This window comes from Paenibacillus sp. FSL H8-0261 (assembly GCF_045040645.1).
Taxonomy (GTDB): Bacteria; Bacillota; Bacilli; order Paenibacillales; family Paenibacillaceae; genus Paenibacillus_AQ.
On sequence record NZ_CP150297.1, the window covers coordinates 3,802,943 to 3,824,293 of the forward strand.

General features: G+C 43.8%; 16 protein-coding genes. 5 read left to right on the forward strand and 11 right to left on the reverse strand.

Features of this window, described 5'->3' with window-relative positions:
- Window positions 1–61: 61 nt before the first annotated feature.
- Both glgA and glgB read right to left on the reverse strand, forming a co-directional pair.
- Window positions 62–1,486, reverse strand: a complete 1,425-nt coding sequence (gene glgA / locus MHI27_RS16845) for a glycogen synthase GlgA (RefSeq protein WP_405174253.1) — start codon at window positions 1,484–1,486, stop codon at window positions 62–64.
- Window positions 1,487–1,534: 48 nt separating this feature from the next.
- Window positions 1,535–3,472, reverse strand: coding sequence for a 1,4-alpha-glucan branching protein GlgB (gene glgB / locus MHI27_RS16850; protein ID WP_405174254.1), 1,938 nt, complete (start codon window positions 3,470–3,472; stop codon window positions 1,535–1,537).
- Between the two features lie 216 nt (window positions 3,473–3,688).
- Here glgB and MHI27_RS16855 point away from each other — a divergent pair, with 216 nt between their 5' ends.
- On the forward strand, window positions 3,689–4,912 hold the full coding sequence (locus tag MHI27_RS16855; RefSeq protein ID WP_339241566.1) for a glucose-1-phosphate adenylyltransferase: 1,224 nt from the start codon (window positions 3,689–3,691) through the stop codon (window positions 4,910–4,912).
- Window positions 4,913–5,009: 97 nt separating this feature from the next.
- On the opposite strand, the gene MHI27_RS16860 is transcribed toward MHI27_RS16855, so the two are convergent.
- From MHI27_RS16860 to MHI27_RS16885, 6 genes are all read right to left on the reverse strand, one after another.
- On the reverse strand, window positions 5,010–6,068 hold the full coding sequence (locus tag MHI27_RS16860) for a GNAT family N-acetyltransferase (protein WP_052404317.1): 1,059 nt from the start codon (window positions 6,066–6,068) through the stop codon (window positions 5,010–5,012).
- Between the two features lie 11 nt (window positions 6,069–6,079).
- The gene (locus MHI27_RS16865) at window positions 6,080–7,537 is read right to left on the reverse strand and encodes a sensor histidine kinase (RefSeq protein ID WP_405176757.1); all 1,458 of its coding nucleotides are present in this window, start codon (window positions 7,535–7,537) and stop codon (window positions 6,080–6,082) included.
- Window positions 7,534–8,232, reverse strand: a complete 699-nt coding sequence (locus MHI27_RS16870; protein WP_042128265.1) for a response regulator transcription factor — start codon at window positions 8,230–8,232, stop codon at window positions 7,534–7,536. Before MHI27_RS16870 ends, MHI27_RS16865 begins: the two co-directional genes overlap by 4 nt.
- Window positions 8,225–9,514, reverse strand: a complete 1,290-nt coding sequence (locus MHI27_RS16875) for a hypothetical protein (protein ID WP_231573283.1) — start codon at window positions 9,512–9,514, stop codon at window positions 8,225–8,227. Before MHI27_RS16875 ends, MHI27_RS16870 begins: the two co-directional genes overlap by 8 nt.
- A gap of 28 nt (window positions 9,515–9,542) precedes the next feature.
- Entirely contained in the window at window positions 9,543–10,268 is a 726-nt protein-coding gene (locus tag MHI27_RS16880; protein WP_076283562.1) for a phosphonate ABC transporter ATP-binding protein, read from the reverse strand.
- A gap of 90 nt (window positions 10,269–10,358) precedes the next feature.
- Window positions 10,359–11,513, reverse strand: a complete 1,155-nt coding sequence (locus MHI27_RS16885; RefSeq protein ID WP_076283781.1) for an MFS transporter — start codon at window positions 11,511–11,513, stop codon at window positions 10,359–10,361.
- Between the two features lie 162 nt (window positions 11,514–11,675).
- Here MHI27_RS16885 and MHI27_RS16890 point away from each other — a divergent pair, with 162 nt between their 5' ends.
- The 3 genes from MHI27_RS16890 (at window position 11,676) to MHI27_RS16900 (ending at window position 14,205) form a co-directional block, all read left to right on the forward strand.
- Window positions 11,676–12,593 carry a helix-turn-helix transcriptional regulator gene (locus MHI27_RS16890; RefSeq protein ID WP_076283561.1) on the forward strand — a complete coding sequence of 306 codons (918 nt, stop codon included), beginning with the start codon at window positions 11,676–11,678 and terminating at the stop codon, window positions 12,591–12,593.
- 36 nt (window positions 12,594–12,629) lie between these two features.
- Window positions 12,630–13,376, forward strand: a complete 747-nt coding sequence (locus tag MHI27_RS16895; RefSeq protein ID WP_076283560.1) for an HAD family hydrolase — start codon at window positions 12,630–12,632, stop codon at window positions 13,374–13,376.
- Window positions 13,377–13,479: 103 nt separating this feature from the next.
- Entirely contained in the window at window positions 13,480–14,205 is a 726-nt protein-coding gene (locus tag MHI27_RS16900) for a DsbA family protein (protein WP_341060997.1), read from the forward strand.
- Between the two features lie 89 nt (window positions 14,206–14,294).
- On the opposite strand, the gene MHI27_RS16905 is transcribed toward MHI27_RS16900, so the two are convergent.
- Complete coding sequence (locus MHI27_RS16905; protein WP_379424051.1) at window positions 14,295–16,550, reverse strand: DNA topoisomerase 3; 2,256 nt, start codon at window positions 16,548–16,550, stop codon at window positions 14,295–14,297.
- A 186-nt stretch (window positions 16,551–16,736) separates the two neighbouring features.
- Here MHI27_RS16905 and MHI27_RS16910 point away from each other — a divergent pair, with 186 nt between their 5' ends.
- On the forward strand, window positions 16,737–17,600 hold the full coding sequence (locus tag MHI27_RS16910) for a pentapeptide repeat-containing protein (RefSeq protein ID WP_405174255.1): 864 nt from the start codon (window positions 16,737–16,739) through the stop codon (window positions 17,598–17,600).
- Between the two features lie 11 nt (window positions 17,601–17,611).
- On the opposite strand, the gene MHI27_RS16915 is transcribed toward MHI27_RS16910, so the two are convergent.
- Both MHI27_RS16915 and MHI27_RS16920 read right to left on the reverse strand, forming a co-directional pair.
- Complete coding sequence (locus MHI27_RS16915) at window positions 17,612–19,327, reverse strand: proline--tRNA ligase (RefSeq protein ID WP_405174256.1); 1,716 nt, start codon at window positions 19,325–19,327, stop codon at window positions 17,612–17,614.
- A 423-nt stretch (window positions 19,328–19,750) separates the two neighbouring features.
- Window positions 19,751–21,238, reverse strand: coding sequence for a glutamate synthase subunit beta (locus tag MHI27_RS16920; protein WP_405174257.1), 1,488 nt, complete (start codon window positions 21,236–21,238; stop codon window positions 19,751–19,753).
- Window positions 21,239–21,351 lie beyond the last annotated feature (113 nt).

The window sequence follows — 21,351 nt, forward strand, 5'->3', positions numbered from 1 at the left end:
AAAGTATGAGTTATACTTCAGTGCACTCCCTTATTAACCTATTACGGAATCTAATGAATCCTTATTCCGTAATTTCATTATAAATATCAATGTACTGTTGCGCCGATACATTCCAGCTATAATCGCCAGCGAATGCGTTTTTCGTAATCTTTTTCCAGTGTTCAGGCTGCTTGTATAATGAGATCGCCCGGCGAAGCGTAAACATCATATCGTGGGCGTTGTAGTTACTGAACGTAAAGCCGTTTCCTTCACCGGATTCTTCATTATAAGCTTGAACAGTGTCATTCAGGCCACCAGTTTCCCGCACAACAGGTATGCTACCATAGCGTAAAGCGAGAAGTTGACTGATCCCGCAAGGTTCAAACTTGGAAGGCATAAGAAAGATATCACTAGCAGCATATATTTTGCGTGAGAGTGCATCATTAAAGAGGATTTGTGAAGATAGCTTTGTCGGATAACGCCAAGCCGCTTCCTTAAACCATCGCTCATAGGACTCATCCCCCGTTCCAAGCAGAACAAATTGAATGTCATCCTTATACAATAGCTCATCCAATACACGCGTAAGCAAATCTAAACCCTTGGAATCCACAAGACGAGTAACCATAGCCACCATCGGAATATTAGCATCCACAGGTAGTCCTAATTCCTCCTGCAAGGCTAATTTGTTCTCCGTTTTCTTCGCCAGATTAGAACGATAACGGGTAACAAGACTTGTATCTGTTGCAGGATTATAACTTTTTGTATCTATTCCATTCACAATACCGCTCAAAACATCCGCTCGCGCATTCAACAATCCATCCAGTCCGTAACCATAATAAGGTGTTCGAATTTCTTCCGAGTAGGTTGGACTTACTGTGGTGACACGGTCGCTGTATACAATGCCACCTTTTAAGAAATTCACATTCCCGTAATACTCCACGCCTCCAAAATAACTGCTGTCAAGACCCAATAGCTCCCCAAGCACCTCATATGGAAACACACCCTGATACAACAGGTTATGTATGGTAAATACACTTCGCATTTCGCTGTAAAATGGATTGTGTCGATAATGACCCTGAAGCAGCATTGGGATTACAGCCGCATGCCAATCATGGCAATGCAAGACGTCCGGCTGAAAATCAATAGCTGGCAGACACTCCAGCACCGCACGATTATAGAACGCGAAGCGTTCCCCATCGTCCATATATCCGTAGATTCCGTCCCGTCCAAAATAATATTCATTGTCGATAAAGTAAACGGGAATACCGTCATAAACCATATGTTCGATCCCGCAGTATTGATTACGCCAACCGATTGGCACATACACTTCTGTTAAATGCTCCATTTTTGAAGTGAACTTTTCTGGAATCCCACGATATTTAGGCAAAATCACTCGTACATCTACCCCGGCATCCTTCAGCGCTTTAGGTAATGCCCCAATGACATCGGCCAGACCACCCGTTTTGATAAATGGATGAGCTTCAGCTGCGGCAAATAAAACTTTCATGATTATTTCCCCCTTTAAAGTGTACGGATTCTCTATTCGTTCTTTAATCTATGACTCATTTGCCTCTTTACTCTTACCCACTCGTGCCGTTTTCTTAAACACCAGGAAGCTAAGAGGCGGTAATGTTAGCTCTATACTGTTCACCTGATTATGCCATTCTAACTTTTTGCTCTTCTGAGGCAAGTTGTGTATACCCGAACCTCCGAACGCTACATCTTCCGAGCTAAAAAGTTCTTCATAAGTCCCTGGGCGTGGAACCCCTATACGATACTGTTGACGCTGGACAGGTTGAAAATTGATGATAAACAGCAACGTATCTCCAGGCTTCTTGCCTTTTCGCAGATATGAAATTACGCTTTGTTCATTGTCATCTGCATCAATCCATTGATAACCCTCTTGGGAATGATCAAGCTCCCACAGGGCTTTCTCCGAGCGATACAGTTTATTAAGTGCAGCTGTGTAAGCTAGCATGCCGCGATGGCTGTCATAGTCCAGCAGTAGCCAATCCAGCTGCTCCTGATCCTTCCACTCAATAAATTGACCAAATTCTCCACCCATGAACAGGAGTTTCTTTCCGGGATGAGATATTTGATAACCAAGTAGCTGTCTAAGTCCTGCGAACTTTTGTTCATAAGAACCGGGCATTTTGTCCAGTAACGACTTTTTGCCATGTACAACCTCATCATGTGATAACGGTAATGCATAATTTTCGGCATAAGCATAACATATTGGAAATGTTAATAAATTATGATGATGAGGGCGCCCCCAAAAATCATGTTCTATGTAGCCCAATGTGTCATTCATCCATCCCATATTCCATTTGTAGTTAAAACCGAGGCCACCTTCATGAGCTGGTGCTGTAACTCCCGGCCAAGCACTAGATTCTTCTGCCATCATTAATGCCTTAGGAAAATACTGAAATATCGCCTTATTCAGGTTCTGAATAAATTTGATGGCCTCTAGATTCTCCAGACCACCATTCACATTGCGTCGATATTGATGAGCTTGTTTTTCAAAATCGAGACGAAGCATGCTGGTAACCGCATCTACACGCATCCCGTCAATATGATAATACTCAAACCAAAAGAGTGCATTAGAAATGAGGAACGAAGAAATCTCAGGCTTGCTGAAGTCGAACGATAGGGTTCCCCAGCCTGGTTTTTCCGCTAACATTGGATCTGCATATTCATAAAGTGGCGAGCCATCAAACATTCTTAAACCGTGTGCATCCTTTGCAAAATGGGCCGGAACCCAATCCAGAATGACACCAATTCCAGCTTGATGCAAATGATCGATTAAATACATCAACTCATGGGGTTCACCATATCGGCTCGTAGCCGCAAAATACCCCGTACCTTGATAGCCCCATGACAAATCGTATGGATGCTCAGCAAGCGGCATAAACTCAACATGGGTATAACCCATTTCCACCAAATAAGGAATTAATAATTCACTCATTTCCTGATAGCTGTAAAATTCCCCATCTTCTTTTTGACGCCAAGTTCCAAAATGCATCTCATAAATGTTCATCGGTTGATGATATGGAGCTTTACTCTTTCTCCGCCATGCAGCATCTCCCCAACGATAACCACTGAGATCCGTAACAACGGATGCAGTCGCCGGTCGAACCTCAGCTTTGAAGGCAAAAGGATCCGCTTTTAGGAAGCTGGAGCCATCACTGGCAACAATCCTGTATTTGTAAAAAGTTCCCGGCTGTATTCCCGGAAAAAAACGACTCCAAAATCCTGAATCGGGTATCTTATATAACGAGTCCATGTCCTGCGTTCCATCCCAGCCATTATGATCACCAGCTAGTCCTACATATGTCGCATGAGGAGCCCACACGGTAAAGCGCACGCCCGTAACGCCTTCTTCAGCGGCAGTGTGCGCACCCAGCATAGAATAGCTGCGATAATTGGTGCCCTCATGGAACAAATAAATATCAGATGCTGACGGAAGGGTATCGATTGTTGCTTTTTCAGCCAATTCTACACCACCTTTTTTGAATGCTTGTACCTATTACATTACCCGAATATTACCATTTTGAAAATGATTTGATGTGAAAACAAAAGATTTTCTGATAAAGAAATATTAATTGTAATTTTTCTTTTTACACAGCAATATACTTCACCTATGTCGTTTCAAGTGCTTGTCGTGAGTTTATATATCAAGCATTGACAAAATAAATGGGAGGGATAACAAATGAATAACAAAAAAGATTGTATCGCCATGCTCTTGGCAGGAGGGGAAGGCCGCAGATTGGCTCCCTTGACTTCCAGTATGGCTAAGCCTGCAGTCCCTTTCGGTGGACAGTATAAAATTATTGATTTCCCACTAAGTAATTGTGTAAATTCTAAAATTGATACAGTAGGTGTCCTGACGCAATATGAAGCTGAATCCTTACATGAACACATCGGTGAAGGTGAACCTTGGGGTTTACATAGTCAAAAGGATAAAGGTGTAACCCTGCTTCCTTCCGGTGTTGAAGGCAGAGACAGCTATACAGGAACTGCTGATGCGATTTATAAGAATATTGAGTATATCGATAGCCGTAATCCAGAACATGTTCTCATTCTATCCGGTGATCATATTTACCATATGAATTACCGGAAAATGTTGGATTACCATGTAGAGAAGGCTGCAAAAGCCACCATCTCCGTAATGGAGGTGCCTTGGGATGAAGCTAGTCGTTTTGGAGTGATGAACGTAAATGATGAACTAAAAATCTCTGAGTTTGCGGAAAAACCAAAAGTACCTAAAAGTAATTTAGCTTCTATGGGTATATATCTGTTTGAGTGGGCTTATCTGAAGGAGCACTTGTTGCGGGATGCAGCTAATCCTAATTCCAGTCATGACTTTGGTAAAGACGTTATACCAACGATGCTTGATCAGAATGATGATTTATTCGCTTACCGCTTCAAAGGATACTGGAGAGATGTAGGTACTGTGGGTAGTCTCTGGGAAGCACATATGGATCTTCTGCAAAAAAACAATGGCATGAAGCTCGACAAAGCTCATTGGCCGATGTATAGCCGGAGTCGCCGGACTAAGCTTGCTGTTCACAAACCACGTGTTCAGATTCCATCAACGGACTCTCTCGTGAATGAATTCTGCACGCAAGAAGGCAGCTTGCAACGTTCTGTAATCTTCAATGGTGTGGAAATTGGCAAAATGAGCCAAATTAAACAAAGCGTTATTATGCCTGGCGTTCGAATCGGACGTGGAGTACAGATCGAAAATGCCATTATTGGCGAAGGTGCCATTATTAAGGATGGTGCTGTCGTCAAGGGAAGTATTAATAATATCGTAGTTGTTGGGCCCAATGAGACCGTAGCTCCTAAGCCAGCGGTTCGAAATCAACCCTCCCGTCTGTTTCAGGATGTTTATGAGAAGACAGGACGTCTACGGGAAGTTCTCCCTTCATAAAACCATTATATATATAAATACTTTATATAAAAAGGGGCTGTTGTCCTGGTCGAACATGACCAGAGCAACAGCCCCTTCGGTTGTTAGAAGTTAACCTTTATGATTCATGGAGCGCTAACCATTCTCGATCTAAAATGCTCATTTCCACACAATCTACATATTGCTCCCCAAACAGCGCTGATTCGCGCTCTACACCCTCCCGCTTAAAGCCCAATGCTTCATAGGTTTTCAGGGCAACGGTGTTGAAAGCAAAAGCTCCCAGAGAAATACGATGCAGATCCAAGCTCTCAAATCCGATCCGGAGCATTTCATTCATCATCCTTGTTCCAAAGCCTCTGCCCTGATAATCAGTATCTACTACTACTCTGCCAATACGTGCAGATCGATTCGCCCGGTCTATGGCTGAAAAACTGATGTGTCCCACGACCTGCTGAGTAGCTTCATGCACCGCACAGAAAATAAGGCGATCAGAATTCGCTGGATGATTAGCCCCATCTAAATACTTAGTAAGCTGGTCATCGTCAAGAGGAAAAGTTAGTGAAGGTCCAGCCCATTGCTTCAGATACTCAGGTGAGACACTCCATCGTTTCAGGTGCTCAAAGTCCGATTCAGAAATAAATCTAAGAATCAGACGATCGGAATCAGGTTGTTCCTCAAAATGCTCATACAGGTTCACTAAACGACCATTTCCCATATCGTTAGTACCCATGTAATGAAAACCCATGCTCTGATAATAACGATTGAGTTTAATGTTATGTGCGACTGTATCAAATCTGAGTCCTCTGCAGCCAAGTTCTTTGGCTCGCACCGCAGCATATTTAAGCATATGCTGACCAAGTCCCTGACTGCGGTGTGAACCCGCTACAGCTAATCTATGCAAATATGCATAAGACTCATCGTTTTTGCTTCCCCAGTATTGAGGATCACTGAATTGTAATGTGAACATTCCAACTACTGCTTCATCGTCAATCGCAAGATAAACATGCCTATCAGTGAAATAGCCTGTGATATCATTCTCGTTAAATTGGCCGGGGGTCCATTGCTTAATCCCATTTCGTTCCATCCAATTTGCTGCTTCCTGCAGCAGCCTCAAGATATCACCAGTCCGATCAGGTTCTCCACGAACGATCCTAATCGAATTCCCCCATACTTCCATTTCCATACCTCCTAGACATCTGATTCAGGTAAGGTAGCTGTTATTTGTGCTACATGATCTGAATTGACTTCAGGCAGCTTCTCAGTAAGTGGCAAGATTACGGTAACTTCAGTTCCACTACCTATCTCACTTTCCATTTCAAGCTTCCCATGGTGAAGTTCCACGATTTGTTGTGAGATGGCTAGACCTAAGCCCGTTCCCCCGTTCAACGCATCCACTTGAAAGAAACGGTCTTTCACTCTGGAGATATGTGCTTCACTAATCCCAATCCCACTATCACGAACCATGATAGCAGTCTCTGTAGCCGAAATTCTCTTCGCAGACAATTCTATACTGGACTCCTCATGTGAAAACTTCACGGCATTGTCTACCAGATTCAAGAACACTTGTTTTAGACGATTGGCATCCCCTTTAACATAGATCCCGTCTTCACATTCAAGAAGCAGGTGAATCCGTTTCTTCTCCGCCTTGGCCCAAATATTAAGTATAGTCTCCTGAAGTAACACTTTCACGTCAACAATCCCAATGGACAGCTTCATTTGGTTCTGCTGCAGCTTTGAAAAGTCTAGAATCTCCTCTACTAGACCAATCAAGCGTTCACTTTCTTTGGAAATGATGCTGACTCCAAGCTTCGTCTCCTCCGGATCATAGCCACCAGAGACCAAGGTTTCACTCCAGCCCTTGATACTAGTAAGGGGTGTCCGAAGCTCATGTGAAATGGACGAGATGAAATCATCCTTAATCTGATTACTGCGCACAATTTCCTGAGCCATATAATTCAGCGTTGAAGCCAAGTCACCAATCTCAAATTTGTAATTCCCCTTAATCCGCACATTAAATCTACCCTTAGCCATTTGGGCTGATACCGCCGTAATGTTATTGAGCGGCTTTACGATTGAATTGGCAAGTCCGAAGCTGAACACGATAACAACAGCCATAACAGCTGCACCTATTCCAATTGACAGTAACGTAAGATTAAGCAAATCGTTGTTGATACCCTCAAGTGAAGTAAGATATCTTAGAATATACGTATCACGTCCGTGAACCTGCAGCATCTTGGACACAGCCATAACACTCTCGTTAGTACCACTCTGGCGTCCTACCCAGCGGCCAATACTGCCCCCTACCGCTTCAGGGACGTCACTAGTTGTAATCGTACGATCAGGCTGAAAACCGGTTGAACTGGTAATCATGTCACCATTCATGGTCAATACTTCTAGCTCTGTATTGGGCAGCTCAAATCTATCCAGCAGTACTTGCAGCTGATTCGAGTTGTTATCGCCATCTAGCTCGTATTTATGAAAAAACGACTCTGCCGTGGTAATGTGATTTTTCATCTTGCTATATACACTGTCATAATAATACGTTCTGATGGCAAGCAGGAAGATAACTTCTACGAGGAGAAGCGCCAAAAAAACTACAAGAATGTAGTGTAGAACAATTTGTCTGCGCATCCCCTTCTTAATCATTGTACTTGGCCTTTCCATCTATATCCGTGTCCCCATACCGTTTGCAAAAATTCAGGCTCTGACGGATTATTCTCTATCTTTTGACGCAGACGACGAATATTCACATCCACAATTTTGGGATCACCCATATACTCCTTGCCCCACACATGATCCAGCAGAAGATCGCGGCTGAGCGGTGTATTTTCTTTTTCGAGGAAGAATTGAATCAACGAAAATTCCGTTGGCGTCAGTTCAATCGCTTCATTATCACGTTTAAAATGTTTGGAAATAAGATCCAAGGTAAATGGCCCTGAAACGAATGAAACTTTCGCTGACTGTTCACGATGAACGTTCACTCGGCGCAGCAAAGATTGAATTCGAGCAATCAGTTCTGTCGGGCTGAATGGCTTGCTAACATGGTCATCCGCTCCTACAGACAATGCATACACTTTATCTTGCTCTTGAACCTTGGCTGTCAGAAAAATAATACCCAAACGCTCATTGGTTTCTCTGACCCGTCTACACACTTCAAATCCATCAATACCCGGAACCATTACATCCAACAGAGCGATATCAATATCAGGGATCGTGGTTAACTTGTGAAGAGCTTCATGCCCATCCGCAGCCTCTATCACTTCGAACCCATTACGCTTCAAGTTAATGACAATAAAACTACGAATGGACTCCTCATCTTCCAGTATCAGTACTTTACTCATCTATTCCCTTCCTTTCTATAGGGGAAGCAATTTTATTGCTTCCTTCCTTTGTTGTACTTTGTTCTAACTTACCGCGGTAGGCGATGACCTTGTCTGCATCACGTGCAAGCAAATCCCAACCGTCATTTTTTACGCGATCCCATTCTGAAGGAGAAAAGAAGGAAACCTCAGCAACCGTCTCACCGGTATCTGACATGATAAACTTAAGGTTCTTATCCAGAACCGATTTCGTATCAACTGTCACCTTTCCATGCCATTCCGGAGAAAAATTAATATTGAATCGATCCGATGGATCATGATATAGCTGGGTTGCGAAGGTCAGACCTTCTTTCCCATCCCATTTATAATAGGAGGTAAAGTATGGAATTTCAGCTGGATCGAAATACTCCCATCCTTTAGGCGCCTCAAGCAATCCAATTTCAATAATGCCATCATGATCAATATCTTCACTTGCAATCCGACGATCTTTATAAGTCCGCGCATCGCCTGGTAATACCACACGCAGCTTGTTATTCTCCATAACGACAATAGAGGTATAGGCAGATTGGGAATCCACCGCAGCATCCAATACGATTCCTTCTTTATTCTCTGAGATTTTTCCTGCAACAATATTGTAATAATTATTAAAATAAGGGTCGATATTATCAAGCTTATCGAGTACCTTAAAGCCATCATTGTACTGATAGACCGAAATGGTTGCAAATTCATTTCTTTTAAAGTAAACAACGGTTATGTCTTCAATTCCATCCCCATTAAGATCATCAATCATATATTTTGTATAAGGATGTGAAAGCACTTCTTCTAATGTTCCGCTGGAATAGCTATAGACGACAAGACCCTTTTCTTCACCTTGTGAATAGCCGGTAACAATTTCAAGCTTCCCATCACCCGTCATATCCTTCAAATCAACCGATTCCAGCACAGACCCGTCGCCATCGAATACAAGTTTTTTGACCCATGTGTCGCCCTGTTTCTCCAGTATCATCCCGTGAATCTGTACGGCTTCACCTGGAGTCCTATAGAACACTAGCGTCTCCATAACTCCATCCTTATTGAGATCCTCAGTAAAGATGGTACTATCATCGTCATTGGTCGGACGAATCAACGTGGAACCTGCTGGCTTAAGTGAATTAATAGCAGCCATAAGTGTTGCTTTGTCAGCAGACAATTGTGGGGATTTCATCTTAGAAACAGGATCACTGATGAAAGTACAACCCGACAGTACGGATAACGTCAGCGTTGCGGCTACAAAGCACCTAAGACTTCTCATATTCAACTTCATCACTCTTTTCCTTATCCGTGTCCTATATTTAAAGATTTGCACGTTCTTGGAACGTTAATCTACGCCCCTTTATATCATGCTTAATTCTGCCATCTTCTAGTACCCATAGACGCGTAGCAAAACGTTCCGCTAATTCAATCGGTAACACCGTTACAACCGTAAGACCGGTTTCTTTACACAGCTTCCGCAATGTTTCCAAGACACTCTCCGCGGATTTAGGATCTAATCCCGTAACCGGTTCATCCGCTAAAATCACTTTAGCACCGTGAGTCAACGCTCTAGCAATCGCTACACGCTGCCTTTCTCCGCCACTAAGTTGACTTGTCTTCATCTTCGCCTTATCCAGGAGGCCAAGGGCGTCCAGTTCATCCATTGCACCCATATAATCATCTGAACGTACCATCCCAGTGACCATTCGCCATAACGGCGTTTGTGAAGACTGGCCGATCAGTACATTTTTCAATGCAGTACGGTTAGGATTGAGCTCTGCATTCTGCTCCAGGTATGCCCACTCGCGGCGGATTTTTCTTTTACCTGTAAAGGCACTCGCCATTATATCTGTACCGTCCACTCTAAAATTCCCTCTATCCCACTTCTCACGCAGCGCTAAACAGCGCAGTAAAGTGGTCTTACCGCTACCGCTAGCTCCAAGTATTGCTACGAACTCACCCGGTTCTAATTGAAACCCTATATCCTGTAGAACTGGATTCTTATCTTCCCCAACTGCCTTGGCTAAGTGTTCAACTGTGATCATAGTTCAGCCTCTCCCTGTCTTTATCTATAATCTATAGTGTACTCTGAAAGCCAGATGAATTTCCATGCGAGCACTCGTTCTTATCTTACCTCAAATTTTTTGCCGTGGCGAGAAAAATAACCCAAGCAATCCGAAGGCGATATATAAAGCGCCCATCAAGCCGAAAATCCCCCCGCCCCAGCCGACTTGCATGAGCAAACCGCCGATCCCTGGACCTATAATACTGCCTATACTAAAATGAAAAGAAGCAACCACATTTGCAGCAGGCAGTAAATGTCGTGGTAAAATGTCCGCAGCCAGACTAAGCCCTAACGAGAAAAAGGAGCCTACAAGTCCACCAGCAATCATCAACAGCACCATAGTCACTTTGAAATGGTCACCTGCTAATGGCAGTAATGCGAAGGCAATCCCGCCTCCAATCCCAGTAAGAATCAATACCTTCTTTCGACCAAAACGGTCGCTCCACAGTCCTAGCGGGAATTGTAACAACAGTCCTCCAATGCCCGCAAAAGGCAATAAGGCTGCAATTTGATCCGTGCTGTATCCGATCCGGAGGCCATACACTGGAAAATTACTGTTTAAGCTTGCTTCCATGAAACCGTATAGGAGTGCAGGAATTAAAGCAAACCACGCTAGACTGTAACAACGTCCAAACCGGCGTACCTGACTTTCTCCACTCTCAACTTTATCTGGACGTGAATCCGGAAGCATTGTAACGGCTAGTATTAGGACCAGCAAAAAAAGAAAAGCTAGAACAATAAAGGGTGTTGCCTGACCAAAGCGCAGCAGACTAATTCCAAGTGGCCCCAAGCTAAAGCCCAGACCATAGGACATCCCATACAGGGAAAGATTTCGTCCACGATGCTCGGCAGGTGTCATTAGCAGCACCCATAGCTGGGCGGCATAATTGATAGCTGCATCACCAACACCTACAAGTAGACGTAACACAAACCATATTTTGATTCCAGGAAAAAAGGGGAATAAAAGCAAGCTTACTAAGACTAAGCTTATCCCGCCAGCAATCAATTTTTTGAATCCAATCGCTCCGAGAACTCTTTCAGCAATCAAGGTCATTCCGAATGATCCTATGTATAAAGCAGCTGCATTAAGTCCATTAAGCGAAGAGGAAACTCCTTTCTGCTCCAATAGAATGGATAATACGGGAAGCAGCATTCCTTGGCTGAGTCCAGCCGCTATAGTAGCGGTAATAAGAATCATGAAATTCATTTTGCTGTTACTTCGAATAGATAATTTTGGCCGGTCTGACACAGATGATATCCCCCTATGATTAATAACGCTAATTTGTTCTAACGCCAATTGGCAAACACCGAACATTATAGTGGACAACCCTCTTCAAAACAAGAGATAATATGAAGATGTTACGGATTTCCTGGGGGTGCATGAGACATGGAGTACGAATTAAAGATCGACGTATCGCCGGTTTATGAACTGCTGGACAGTTTTATGTTATATGTAACTAGAAAATGGATCTCCAATTTGGACATTGGTCCCCACTGGATAAGTGATGTGGAAGATCGCATTTCTCCTCATAAGGTAACAGCTTTAATGCAAGCCGCCGAGTGGCCTTTTACGGATTATGATGTGCTATATGCCTGGGTTTACATTCGAGGACCCGCAACTTCAGTGCAGCATTTCTTAGATGATCTGGATTCAGCCTCCATAGAAGAATGTTATCAGCAAATCGCTCCGCTCATTCAGGAGTTTACGATTGAAGATGCTTTTCGGATTCGGAGCAGCTATAGTCCACTCTTGCGTCTCTGGTACGAGCAATACTTCCGCCATGTGGAGCACAAAATATTACCGCTATTAATTGAAGATGCTTCTGAGAAAAAAATGCTTGAAAGTAAAATGGATCCCATTTCTCTAATTGAATACGCGTCTGGCGGTGTAGTTTTCGAGGAGATCACGGATCTAAAAACGATTGTATTACTACCAACTGTTCATAATCGTCCGATTAACACCTACTGCTTCTACAAAACCATGGTGATCGTACAATACCCTGTAGATGTACCTTTAGAAGACGAAAATGAACCACCTATGGTGCTTTTGCGCATGACCAAGGCACTATCCGACCCCACCAGACTTCGATTGCTTCGCTATGTCGCACATGAACCCAAGTCGTTGTGGGAGATGCAATCAGATCTTAATCAATCCAGAGAAATGCTGATGCATCACCTTATGATTCTACGAGTAGCCGGCCTACTCCGCATCCATCTTAGAGGTGAACAAGATGAACGTTTCAGTATTCGCCCTGACGGCGCATCAGAGCTTCAAATGTTCCTAGAGTCTTATATTTATCTATAGAACACTATACAGATACAGATCCAAGGAGTGAGAGATATGAAATACATGACACAACAGGTGATTTTCGATCTAGATGATACACTGGTCCACTGCAACAAATATTTCGATCTGATTTTAGGGCAATATTTTGAGCTAATGACTGATTGGTTTAACGAATTTGGCCCGAGCACCAGTGACCTACGCGACAAACAAATAGAAATTGACGTGCACACGGTCAACACAAGTGGTCTTGCCAGCGATAATTTCCCTAAATCCCTAATCGCTACCTACCGCTATTTCTGCGCAAAATATAATCGTCCGACGGACCGTTTTCAAGAACAACAGTTACACAAGCTTGGACTAAGCGTCTATGATCAAGAAATCGAAGCTTACCCTGGCATGGTTGAAACGTTGGATACTCTGAAGCAGGATGGTCACCATTTATTCCTGTACACAGGTGGAGACGATACGATCCAACAACGTAAAATTGAGCAAATGAAGCTAGATGCTTACTTTGATGACCGGATCTATATTCGTCAACATAAAAATGTTGAGGCACTTGAAAATATTTTGACTACGCAAGGCTTTGACCGCAAACGCACCTGGATGATTGGTAACTCTTTACGTACAGATGTACTACCGGCAGTAACCGCAGGCATTAACAGTATCTATCTGAAGCAACAGAATGAATGGAGCTATAACCTTATTGAACTGGAGCAAGAAATGCAACAAGCAGTGAAGACCATTTCCTCCATCCATGAGGTGCCTCCTGTTATTCGTACTGCTACCCTGCAGAAACTCTAGGTGCAAAGTAACCTCAGACATTGTTACAAATGACATATCTACTCTACCTCTGGGATGTTTATACTATTTTTGTATAATTCCTAAATGAGGCAGGAGATGAGATATGAACAAGAAAGTGAAGTCCAACCATTCTCGAACTAACAAACAAATGCTTCCCATGCTCTTAGGTATAGTTGTTGTAATCCTTGTCGCTGTTATTGTCTTCATTCTAAATGACAAGACGGACAGTACAGAGGGTTTACCTAACTACACTGATGTGAAGGGGAGCATTGTTGTTGATGGGCTGAAATATGAAAAGCAACCTCATCTTGGTAGTCCTGATGCCAAAATCAAAGTCATCGAATTTGCAGATTTCAAATGTCCTGCCTGCAAAAACTGGACGGAGAAATATCTGGATACGTTTGTTAAGGACTACGTGGATACTGGAAAAGTTGAGCTTTTCTTCATGAACTTTGCCTTTTTGGATCGAGATTCCTATCTTGCTGCAAGTGCAGGTGAAGCCATTTATAAGCAAAGCAACGAGAAGTTCTGGGAATATCTCCATAAACTGTACGCCAATCAAGGCGATGAGAGCAAAATATGGGCCACACAGAAGTTCATTCTAAATTTCGTCAAAGATAACATTGAAGGTATTGATTTCGCTCAATTCGAAACAGATCTCAAGAATCATACCTATATGTTCGACGTCAAAGAAGACTTCAAGATCGCGGGATCGTACGGGGTTAATGGTACACCTAAATTTATGGTAAACGGAACCCTGCTTCCTGACTCCTCCTATGAAGGGTTAACTGCAGCGATTGAAGCGCAGCTGGCTAAATCCGCTGAATAATTATAAGGCATGATTAAAAAGGTGTCTCTGCCATGTATCCATCATGGCTAGAGACACCTTTTTACCGTACACACATTCTTTTTGATCGACTATGATTCAATTGCTAATTCGCCCGTATCCATATTTTGAAGCACTAGCTTGCCTTCCAGAGGTGTACCGTCTTCGCTGGTAAGCTTTAGCTTGCCCGTCCGACCTTTCTCAATCAACGCCTTCACTTGTGCATCCGTGAGTGTACGACCATGATTCTCTTTCCAAATCACGAATTTACAGCCTTCCTTGTAATGAGAGCAGCCGTAGCCTTTTTTACCCATAAAAATCATTCCACCGCAGCCGGGACGCGGACAGTTTCCAATGACCTTAGGTCCTGAATTGGCAGATTCCTCTTCACTACTTGCCTTGCGCTTTCGCGGCGCCGCAGGTTTGTCGCTCGTTTTACGGGTTGTGCTTGCTCCGCCTCGGCCTTTAGCACCTGTATTGACAGAAGGCGTCTCCCCTTCAAAAGAGGTTTTGGACGCTCGTGATTGTACGCGTACTTTATCCACGATCATACAGGCGAATCTTTTTACATTCTCCATAAACTGCCCGTCTGACGCCGTTCCTCTAGATATTTCGTTCAAACGACGTTCCCATTGTCCGGTCATTTCCGGTGAAGTCAACAGCTCAATACCCGCTCCACGAATCAGCTCAATGGCTGTTCGTCCTTTTTGCGTGATGGCAATTTTTTTGCCCTGCATTTCGATGTATCCGACATTCTTCAGCCGTTCTATCGTTGCTGCACGGGTAGCCGGAGTTCCAAGCCCTGAATCCTTCATAGCATCGCGAAGCTCTTCATCCTCAATCTGCTTTCCGGCACTTTCCATCGCTCGAAGCAGCGTACCTTCTGTGTAATGCTTAGGTGGCTGAGTATCTTTCTCTTTAACAATAGCCTCACTACAAACCACTTCTTCTGCCGGAGCAATAGAAAATGGTTCATTCACTTCGATCTCTTCGTCCTCTTCGTCATCCTTGTTCTTACCCTTGGAAGTCTTCGCTTTATCCTTCTTCTGGTCCGCGTAAATGACCTTCCAGCCGAGGCTTAATAATTCCTTGACTGTGGTTTTGAACTTTTCCTCTTCTACCTCGGTCATCACCGTATGCACTTTATACTCCGCTGCCGGATAGAACTGAGACAAAAAACGCCGCACAATCAAATCATACAGCTTTCCTTCATCTGCACTAAGTCCTGATGCTTTACGATATGTAGGCAAAATCGCGTGGTGATCCTCAACCTTCGAGGGGTTGCAGATGAATTTATTCCCTTTATGAACGAGATTGCGATTCGCACCCTTCACCCACTCATCATACGCCGTCCCTTGCAGCGCGGATAACGTCTTATGCATCTCAGGAATATTCTGTTCTGTAACATAGTTGGAGTTCGTCCGCGGATAAGAGATCACCTTATGTTTTTCATATAACGCTTGAGCAATATCAAGCGTCTTTTTTGCGGAAAAAGCGTACTTTCCATTCGCCTCACGCTGCAGCAGCGTCAAATCGTACAGCTTATTCGGATACTCTTTTGTTTCCTTAACCTCGTAAGACTCAATCCGGCCCGGTTTTCCTTTGACCTTGGCAGCTAGCGCCTCCGCCTTATCCCCGTCAGTCAGCCGATCCCCCTGCCACATGCCTTTATAGGTCATTTCATTCTGAGTAAAATGTCCCTCCACCTCAAAAAACTTTAGGGAAGAGAACGCCTCAATCGTCTTCTGACGGTCGTAAATCAGCGCGAGTACGGGAGTTTGAACCCTACCCACGGACAGCAGCACATTATGCTTTGTAGTAAAAGCACGTGATCCGTTCATGCCGATGAGCCAATCCGCTTCACTGCGAGCTTTTGCTGCTTTCGTTAGATTCTCGTACTCCGATCCATCCTTCAGCTCCTGGAATCCTTTGCGAATGGTCTCTGGCGTCAGATCCGAGATCCACAACCGCTTCACAGGATGCTCCAGCTTCAAATGTCGTTGAATGAGTGAAAAGATATGCTGCCCTTCTCGCCCGGCATCGCATGAATTCACTAGAAGATCGCTACGTTTCGCAAGATCTCCAATTACCTTGAGCTGGTCGATTGTCCGCGCATTAGGAACCAGTTTGAACTGGTCTGGAATAATGGGCAGATCATTAATATTCCACTTTTTGTATTTAACATCATAAGCATCCGGCTCGGCCAAACCGATTAGATGCCCTATTGCCCAAGTAATAATGTACTGCTCCCCTTCAAGATAGGAACGGTAATTTTTGGCCTTCGGTTCTATTGCGGCGGCGATATTCCGCCCCATATCCGGTTTCTCCGCAATAATGAGTGTCTTCAAAAACAATCGCTCCTTACCTTTTCGTTCTTAAGTCCAAAATGCGTCCAGTATTCTATTATACCATTAACCTCGGTTTTTTTTAATGGATTGGTTAGTAGGCCTAGGTAAAATTCAGACTTCCCTTTGTCTTTTCTATGAATTAGAATAGTTTGGTAAACGAGGTTTATATATCGGAGGAATCAAAACGTGTCTGAAAATCACAAATTTACAGAACCTTATAAGGACAAAAACGGTCACTATTTAAAAGCAGAATGTGAGAGATGCTTCGGTTTGTGCTGTTCCGCACTACCTTTTTCAGCTTCAGTGGATTTTGCTATGGATAAAGCAGCTGGCCAGCCGTGCCATAACCTACAATCAGACTTTCGCTGTGGTGTACATACAGATTTAAGAGCGCTTGGATTTCGTGGTTGTACTGTATATGACTGTTTTGGGGCTGGGCAAAAGCTTTCTCAGGTTACTTATACCGGTGTGGACTGGCGGAAGAATCCAAAAACTGCAAAGCAAATGTTCGAGGTATTTACGGCCATGTGGCATTTGCACGAATTGCTATGGTACTTAAATGAATCATTGAACTTAGATATAACCCATTCAATACATGTTGAGCTGCAAACAGCACTCGATGAGACGGAACAACTCACTTTACTTAACCCTGATTCTCTACAGAAGGTGAATGTTGACGCTCATCGAGCAAAGATTAATCTGTTACTGCTGCAAGTCAGTGAACTTGTGCGTACTGAGGCTCGTCGTAAACTAAAAAAAGCATCGAGAACTTTCAGCCGTGGTGCTGACCTTGTCGGCGCAAATCTTAAAAATGCAGATCTCAGGGGCGCCAACCTGAGGGGAGCCTATTTGATTGCCGCTGACCTTAAAGGCGCTAATCTTAGAGGTGCAGATCTTATTGGTGCAGATTTCCGTGACACTGACCTTAGGGGCGCTGATCTATCAGAGAGCATTTTTCTAACTCAGGGTCAGATTAATGCGGCAATAGGTGATGATCTCACAAAGTTACCTCCACCACTTTCCCGCCCTGAACAATGGCTTTCAGTTTGAGTTATAGAAGTTTAATTCAGCTGCGAAAAGAATTCTTGGATACGAGAAACTGCTTCTAACTTTTCTAAGACTTCTTTACCCGCAGCGGAGGCTCTTTCTAGATACTCCACCCTACCTTGTGCAGCCTCCTTACCGACTACTAGCGTTACGGGTATACCAATCAAGCTTGAATCCTTAAATTTAACGCCAGCACGTTCATTCCTATCATCTAGCAGCGTCTCAAAACCGAGCTTAGTAAGTTGATTATAAAGCTCCTCTGCAACTGCCAGTTGCTCCGAGTCCTTTATGGACATCATCAAAATATGAACCTGATAAGGCGCTAATGCAACTGGCCACATTATTCCTTGATCATCATGATTCTGTTCTACAATTGCGGACAATAGACGCGAGATTCCAATTCCGTAACAACCCATGATCATAGGCTGACTTTTGCCTAAACGATCTAAAAAGGAAGCTCCAAGCTTCTCACTGTATTTGGTACCTAATTTAAAGACATGTCCGATTTCAATGCCTTGATGAAAATGAAGAACGCCATCCTCGCAATGTGGACAAGCTTCTCCTTCCGCTACATTGCGAAAATCCCCCACATGCTCAAGCCCAAAATCTCTACCAGGTACAACATTACGGAAGTGATAATCTTTTTCTCCTGCTCCCGTCGTACCTTCCGTCATCTCAGCAACTGCGGCATCAACTAGTACAGTTAATTGAAGTCCCACAGGCCCCACAAACCCACTCTCTACACCCGTTAAGGATTTCACAGCTTCATAGTCAGCAAGACCGATCTCCATCGCTCCGATATATTTACTCACTTTTATCTCATTAACTTCATGATCTCCTCGAACCACTACAGCAAAGAATTGTCCGCTACCTTCGTAGATCAATGTTTTCATAATCTGCTCTGGTTGGATCTCCAACTCCTGCTCTAATTGATCAATAGTACGTAAATTTGGAGTATGGAATTTCTCTATCGCTGGTACTTCGAAATTCATTTCCTTCTTAACAGGACGTACAGCTTCTGCCTGTTCCAGATTGGCTGCGTAATCGCAAGAGGAACATACCGCAATCGTATCTTCCCCGATATCAGCCAGTGCCATAAATTCATGGCTGCCCCCTTCTCCGCCAATTGCACCAGAATCTGCATGAACAGCTCTGAACTTCAATCCACATCGCTTAAATATCCGGTGATAAGCATCGAACATTTGGTGGTATGATTTATCAAGTCCTTCTGAGCTTATATCAAAAGAGTACGCATCCTTCATCAAGAACTCTCTTCCTCTTAGCAATCCAGAACGTGGTCGCCGTTCATCTCGAAACTTAGTCTGAATTTGATACACGGTAACAGGAAGCTTACGATAGGAGCTGATCTCATTCCGCACAAGTGTGGTTACTACTTCTTCATGCGTTGGACCGAGAATGAATTCCCGCTCATGACGATCCTTAAAAGTCATCAACTCCTTACCATAAACATCATAACGTTCTGATTCCTTCCAAAGTTCCGCAGGCTGCATGGATGGCATTAAAATCTCCTGCGTTCCGGAATGATCCATCTCTTCTCTCACAATCGCTTCTATCTTTCGCAAAACCCGCCGTCCAAGTGGTAAATAGTTATATACTCCAGCAGCTAATTGACGGATATACCCCGCACGCAGCAGTAGCTGATGACTGTTTGTCTCCGCTTCCGAAGGCACCTCACGCAGTGTTGTTAATAATAAATTGCTTTGTCGCATCTTAAATACCCTCCTCAGAAATTATCTCTCTAAATGCAAAAAGACACATTCGTCAGGGACGAATGTGTCGTGATACCACCCTTATTTAACTGCCAGCTCAACATACAATCTATTCTGATTTGGCAATCCTCAAATCGGATAACGGTCGATTCCGGTAGCGGGTTAGTAGATACTATCGCTACAGCTACCAAGGCAGGATACCACTCACACGTGTTTGAGGAACCTTTCACCCGGTGGGTTCCCTCTCTGTTCTAACGCTTCTTGAATCGTAGATCCTTGGTCAATGCTTTTATCATGTGAATAATGTATTTAATTTATATGATACTGATATCTACGTCAAGCATCGCTTTATTTAAAAAACCGTTTCTCCAGCAGGTAAACTGCTTTTGAAACGGCTTATTAGACAATTATTATCTTAACGTTTTAAACAAGAACGGTTGAACCCATCAGGTATTTATCCACTTCACGCGCAGCTTCGCGTCCTTCGTTGATGGCCCATACAACCAAGCTTTGACCACGTCTCATATCGCCAGCAGCAAACACTTTATCCACGTTGGTATTGAATTTACCATAACGTGCTTTCACATTGGAACGACGATCTGTCTCAAGATCAAGCTCTTGAATAATATCTTGTTCTGGCCCATCAAAACCGATGGCTATCAAAGCTAATTGAGCAGGATATACAGCTTCGGTGCCTGGAACAGGTTGATAGATCTTACGACCTGTCTCATCCACGATCCGGCGGATCTGTACAGTATGCAGTTCTTTCAAGTTACCTTCATCATCACCTACGAATTTAGTAGTCATAATGGAGAACTCACGTGGGTCATCCCCAAATATGGCTTTAGCTTCTTCTTGCGCGTAGTCTAGGCTATATACATTCGGGAATTGTGGCCAAGGGTTAGCAATCGGATCACGCTGAAGAGGTGCTTTTTCATGTGTACCAAATTGAGTGATACTGCTGCAGCCATGACGAAGTGCTGTAGCAACACAGTCAGATCCAGTATCACCGCCACCCAAGACGATCACGTCTTTACCTTCAGCAGATACATAGTTGCCATCTTCAAGATTGGAATTCAAATAGCTCTTAATCGTACCATTTAAATAGTCCATGGCGTACATAACACCCTTAAGCTCACTGCCTTCAACGTTAAAACGACGTGCCTTTGTAGCTCCACCACACAGAACAACCGCATCATACTCATCCACTAGCTGTTGAGCAGGAATATCCTTGCCAATCTCTGTATTCACTACAAAATTAATACCATCTGCAGCTAATAAATCTACACGACGTTGAACAACTCTCTTATCGAGTTTCATAGTGGGAATGCCATATGTCAGCAGCCCGCCGATGCGGTCACTGCGTTCAAATACAGTTACTGTATGTCCAGCCTTATTAAGTTGAGCTGCTGCTGCGAGTCCAGCAGGTCCAGAGCCTACGATTGCAATCTTTTTGCCTGTACGTTTCTCTGGAGGATTAGGTACAACCCAGCCTTCTTCAAACCCCTTATCAATAATAGCTAACTCAATGGTCTTAATGGTCACCGGCTGTCCAATTAGACCCACTGTGCAAGAGCCTTCGCAAGGAGCAGGACAAATGCTTCCAGTAAACTCAGGGAAATTATTCGTCTTATGCAGACGTTCCAGGGCTTCTTTCCAGAGACCGCGGTACACCAAATTATTCCACTCTGGAATTAGATTATGAACTGGACAACCCGAGGTTCCTCCAGCCATATCAATTCCTGTATGACAATACGGCGTTCCGCAATCCATGCAGCGCGCTCCTTGTGTCTGAAGCTCGTCCTCGGATAAATGATGGTGGAACTCCTCCCAGTCTTTTACCCGCTGCTCAGGATCCCGATCACCTGGGAGCTGCCGTTTATACTCCATAAAACCTGTAGGTGTAGACATGTTTACGTTTCCCCCATCCGTTCTCTTCGTGTTGAAGTATAGTACATTGTAGCATATTGCGGCTTCGTATGGTCGTGAGCAGCGCAATGAAGTACCAGCACATTCTATACCTG

Coding starts and splice junctions, on each gene's coding strand:
- MHI27_RS16920 (WP_405174257.1), bottom strand. CDS start 21,238: ATGTCTACACCTACAGGTTTTATGGAGTATAAACGGCAGCTCCCAGGT.
- MHI27_RS16900 (WP_341060997.1), top strand. CDS start 13,480: ATGAACAAGAAAGTGAAGTCCAACCATTCTCGAACTAACAAACAAATG.
- MHI27_RS16895 (WP_076283560.1), top strand. CDS start 12,630: ATGAAATACATGACACAACAGGTGATTTTCGATCTAGATGATACACTG.
- MHI27_RS16890 (WP_076283561.1), top strand. CDS start 11,676: ATGGAGTACGAATTAAAGATCGACGTATCGCCGGTTTATGAACTGCTG.
- MHI27_RS16875 (WP_231573283.1), bottom strand. CDS start 9,514: ATGAAGTTGAATATGAGAAGTCTTAGGTGCTTTGTAGCCGCAACGCTG.
- MHI27_RS16865 (WP_405176757.1), bottom strand. CDS start 7,537: ATGATTAAGAAGGGGATGCGCAGACAAATTGTTCTACACTACATTCTT.
- MHI27_RS16860 (WP_052404317.1), bottom strand. CDS start 6,068: ATGGAAGTATGGGGGAATTCGATTAGGATCGTTCGTGGAGAACCTGAT.
- MHI27_RS16880 (WP_076283562.1), bottom strand. CDS start 10,268: ATGATCACAGTTGAACACTTAGCCAAGGCAGTTGGGGAAGATAAGAAT.
- MHI27_RS16870 (WP_042128265.1), bottom strand. CDS start 8,232: ATGAGTAAAGTACTGATACTGGAAGATGAGGAGTCCATTCGTAGTTTT.
- MHI27_RS16855 (WP_339241566.1), top strand. CDS start 3,689: ATGAATAACAAAAAAGATTGTATCGCCATGCTCTTGGCAGGAGGGGAA.
- glgA (WP_405174253.1), bottom strand. CDS start 1,486: ATGAAAGTTTTATTTGCCGCAGCTGAAGCTCATCCATTTATCAAAACG.
- MHI27_RS16915 (WP_405174256.1), bottom strand. CDS start 19,327: ATGCGACAAAGCAATTTATTATTAACAACACTGCGTGAGGTGCCTTCG.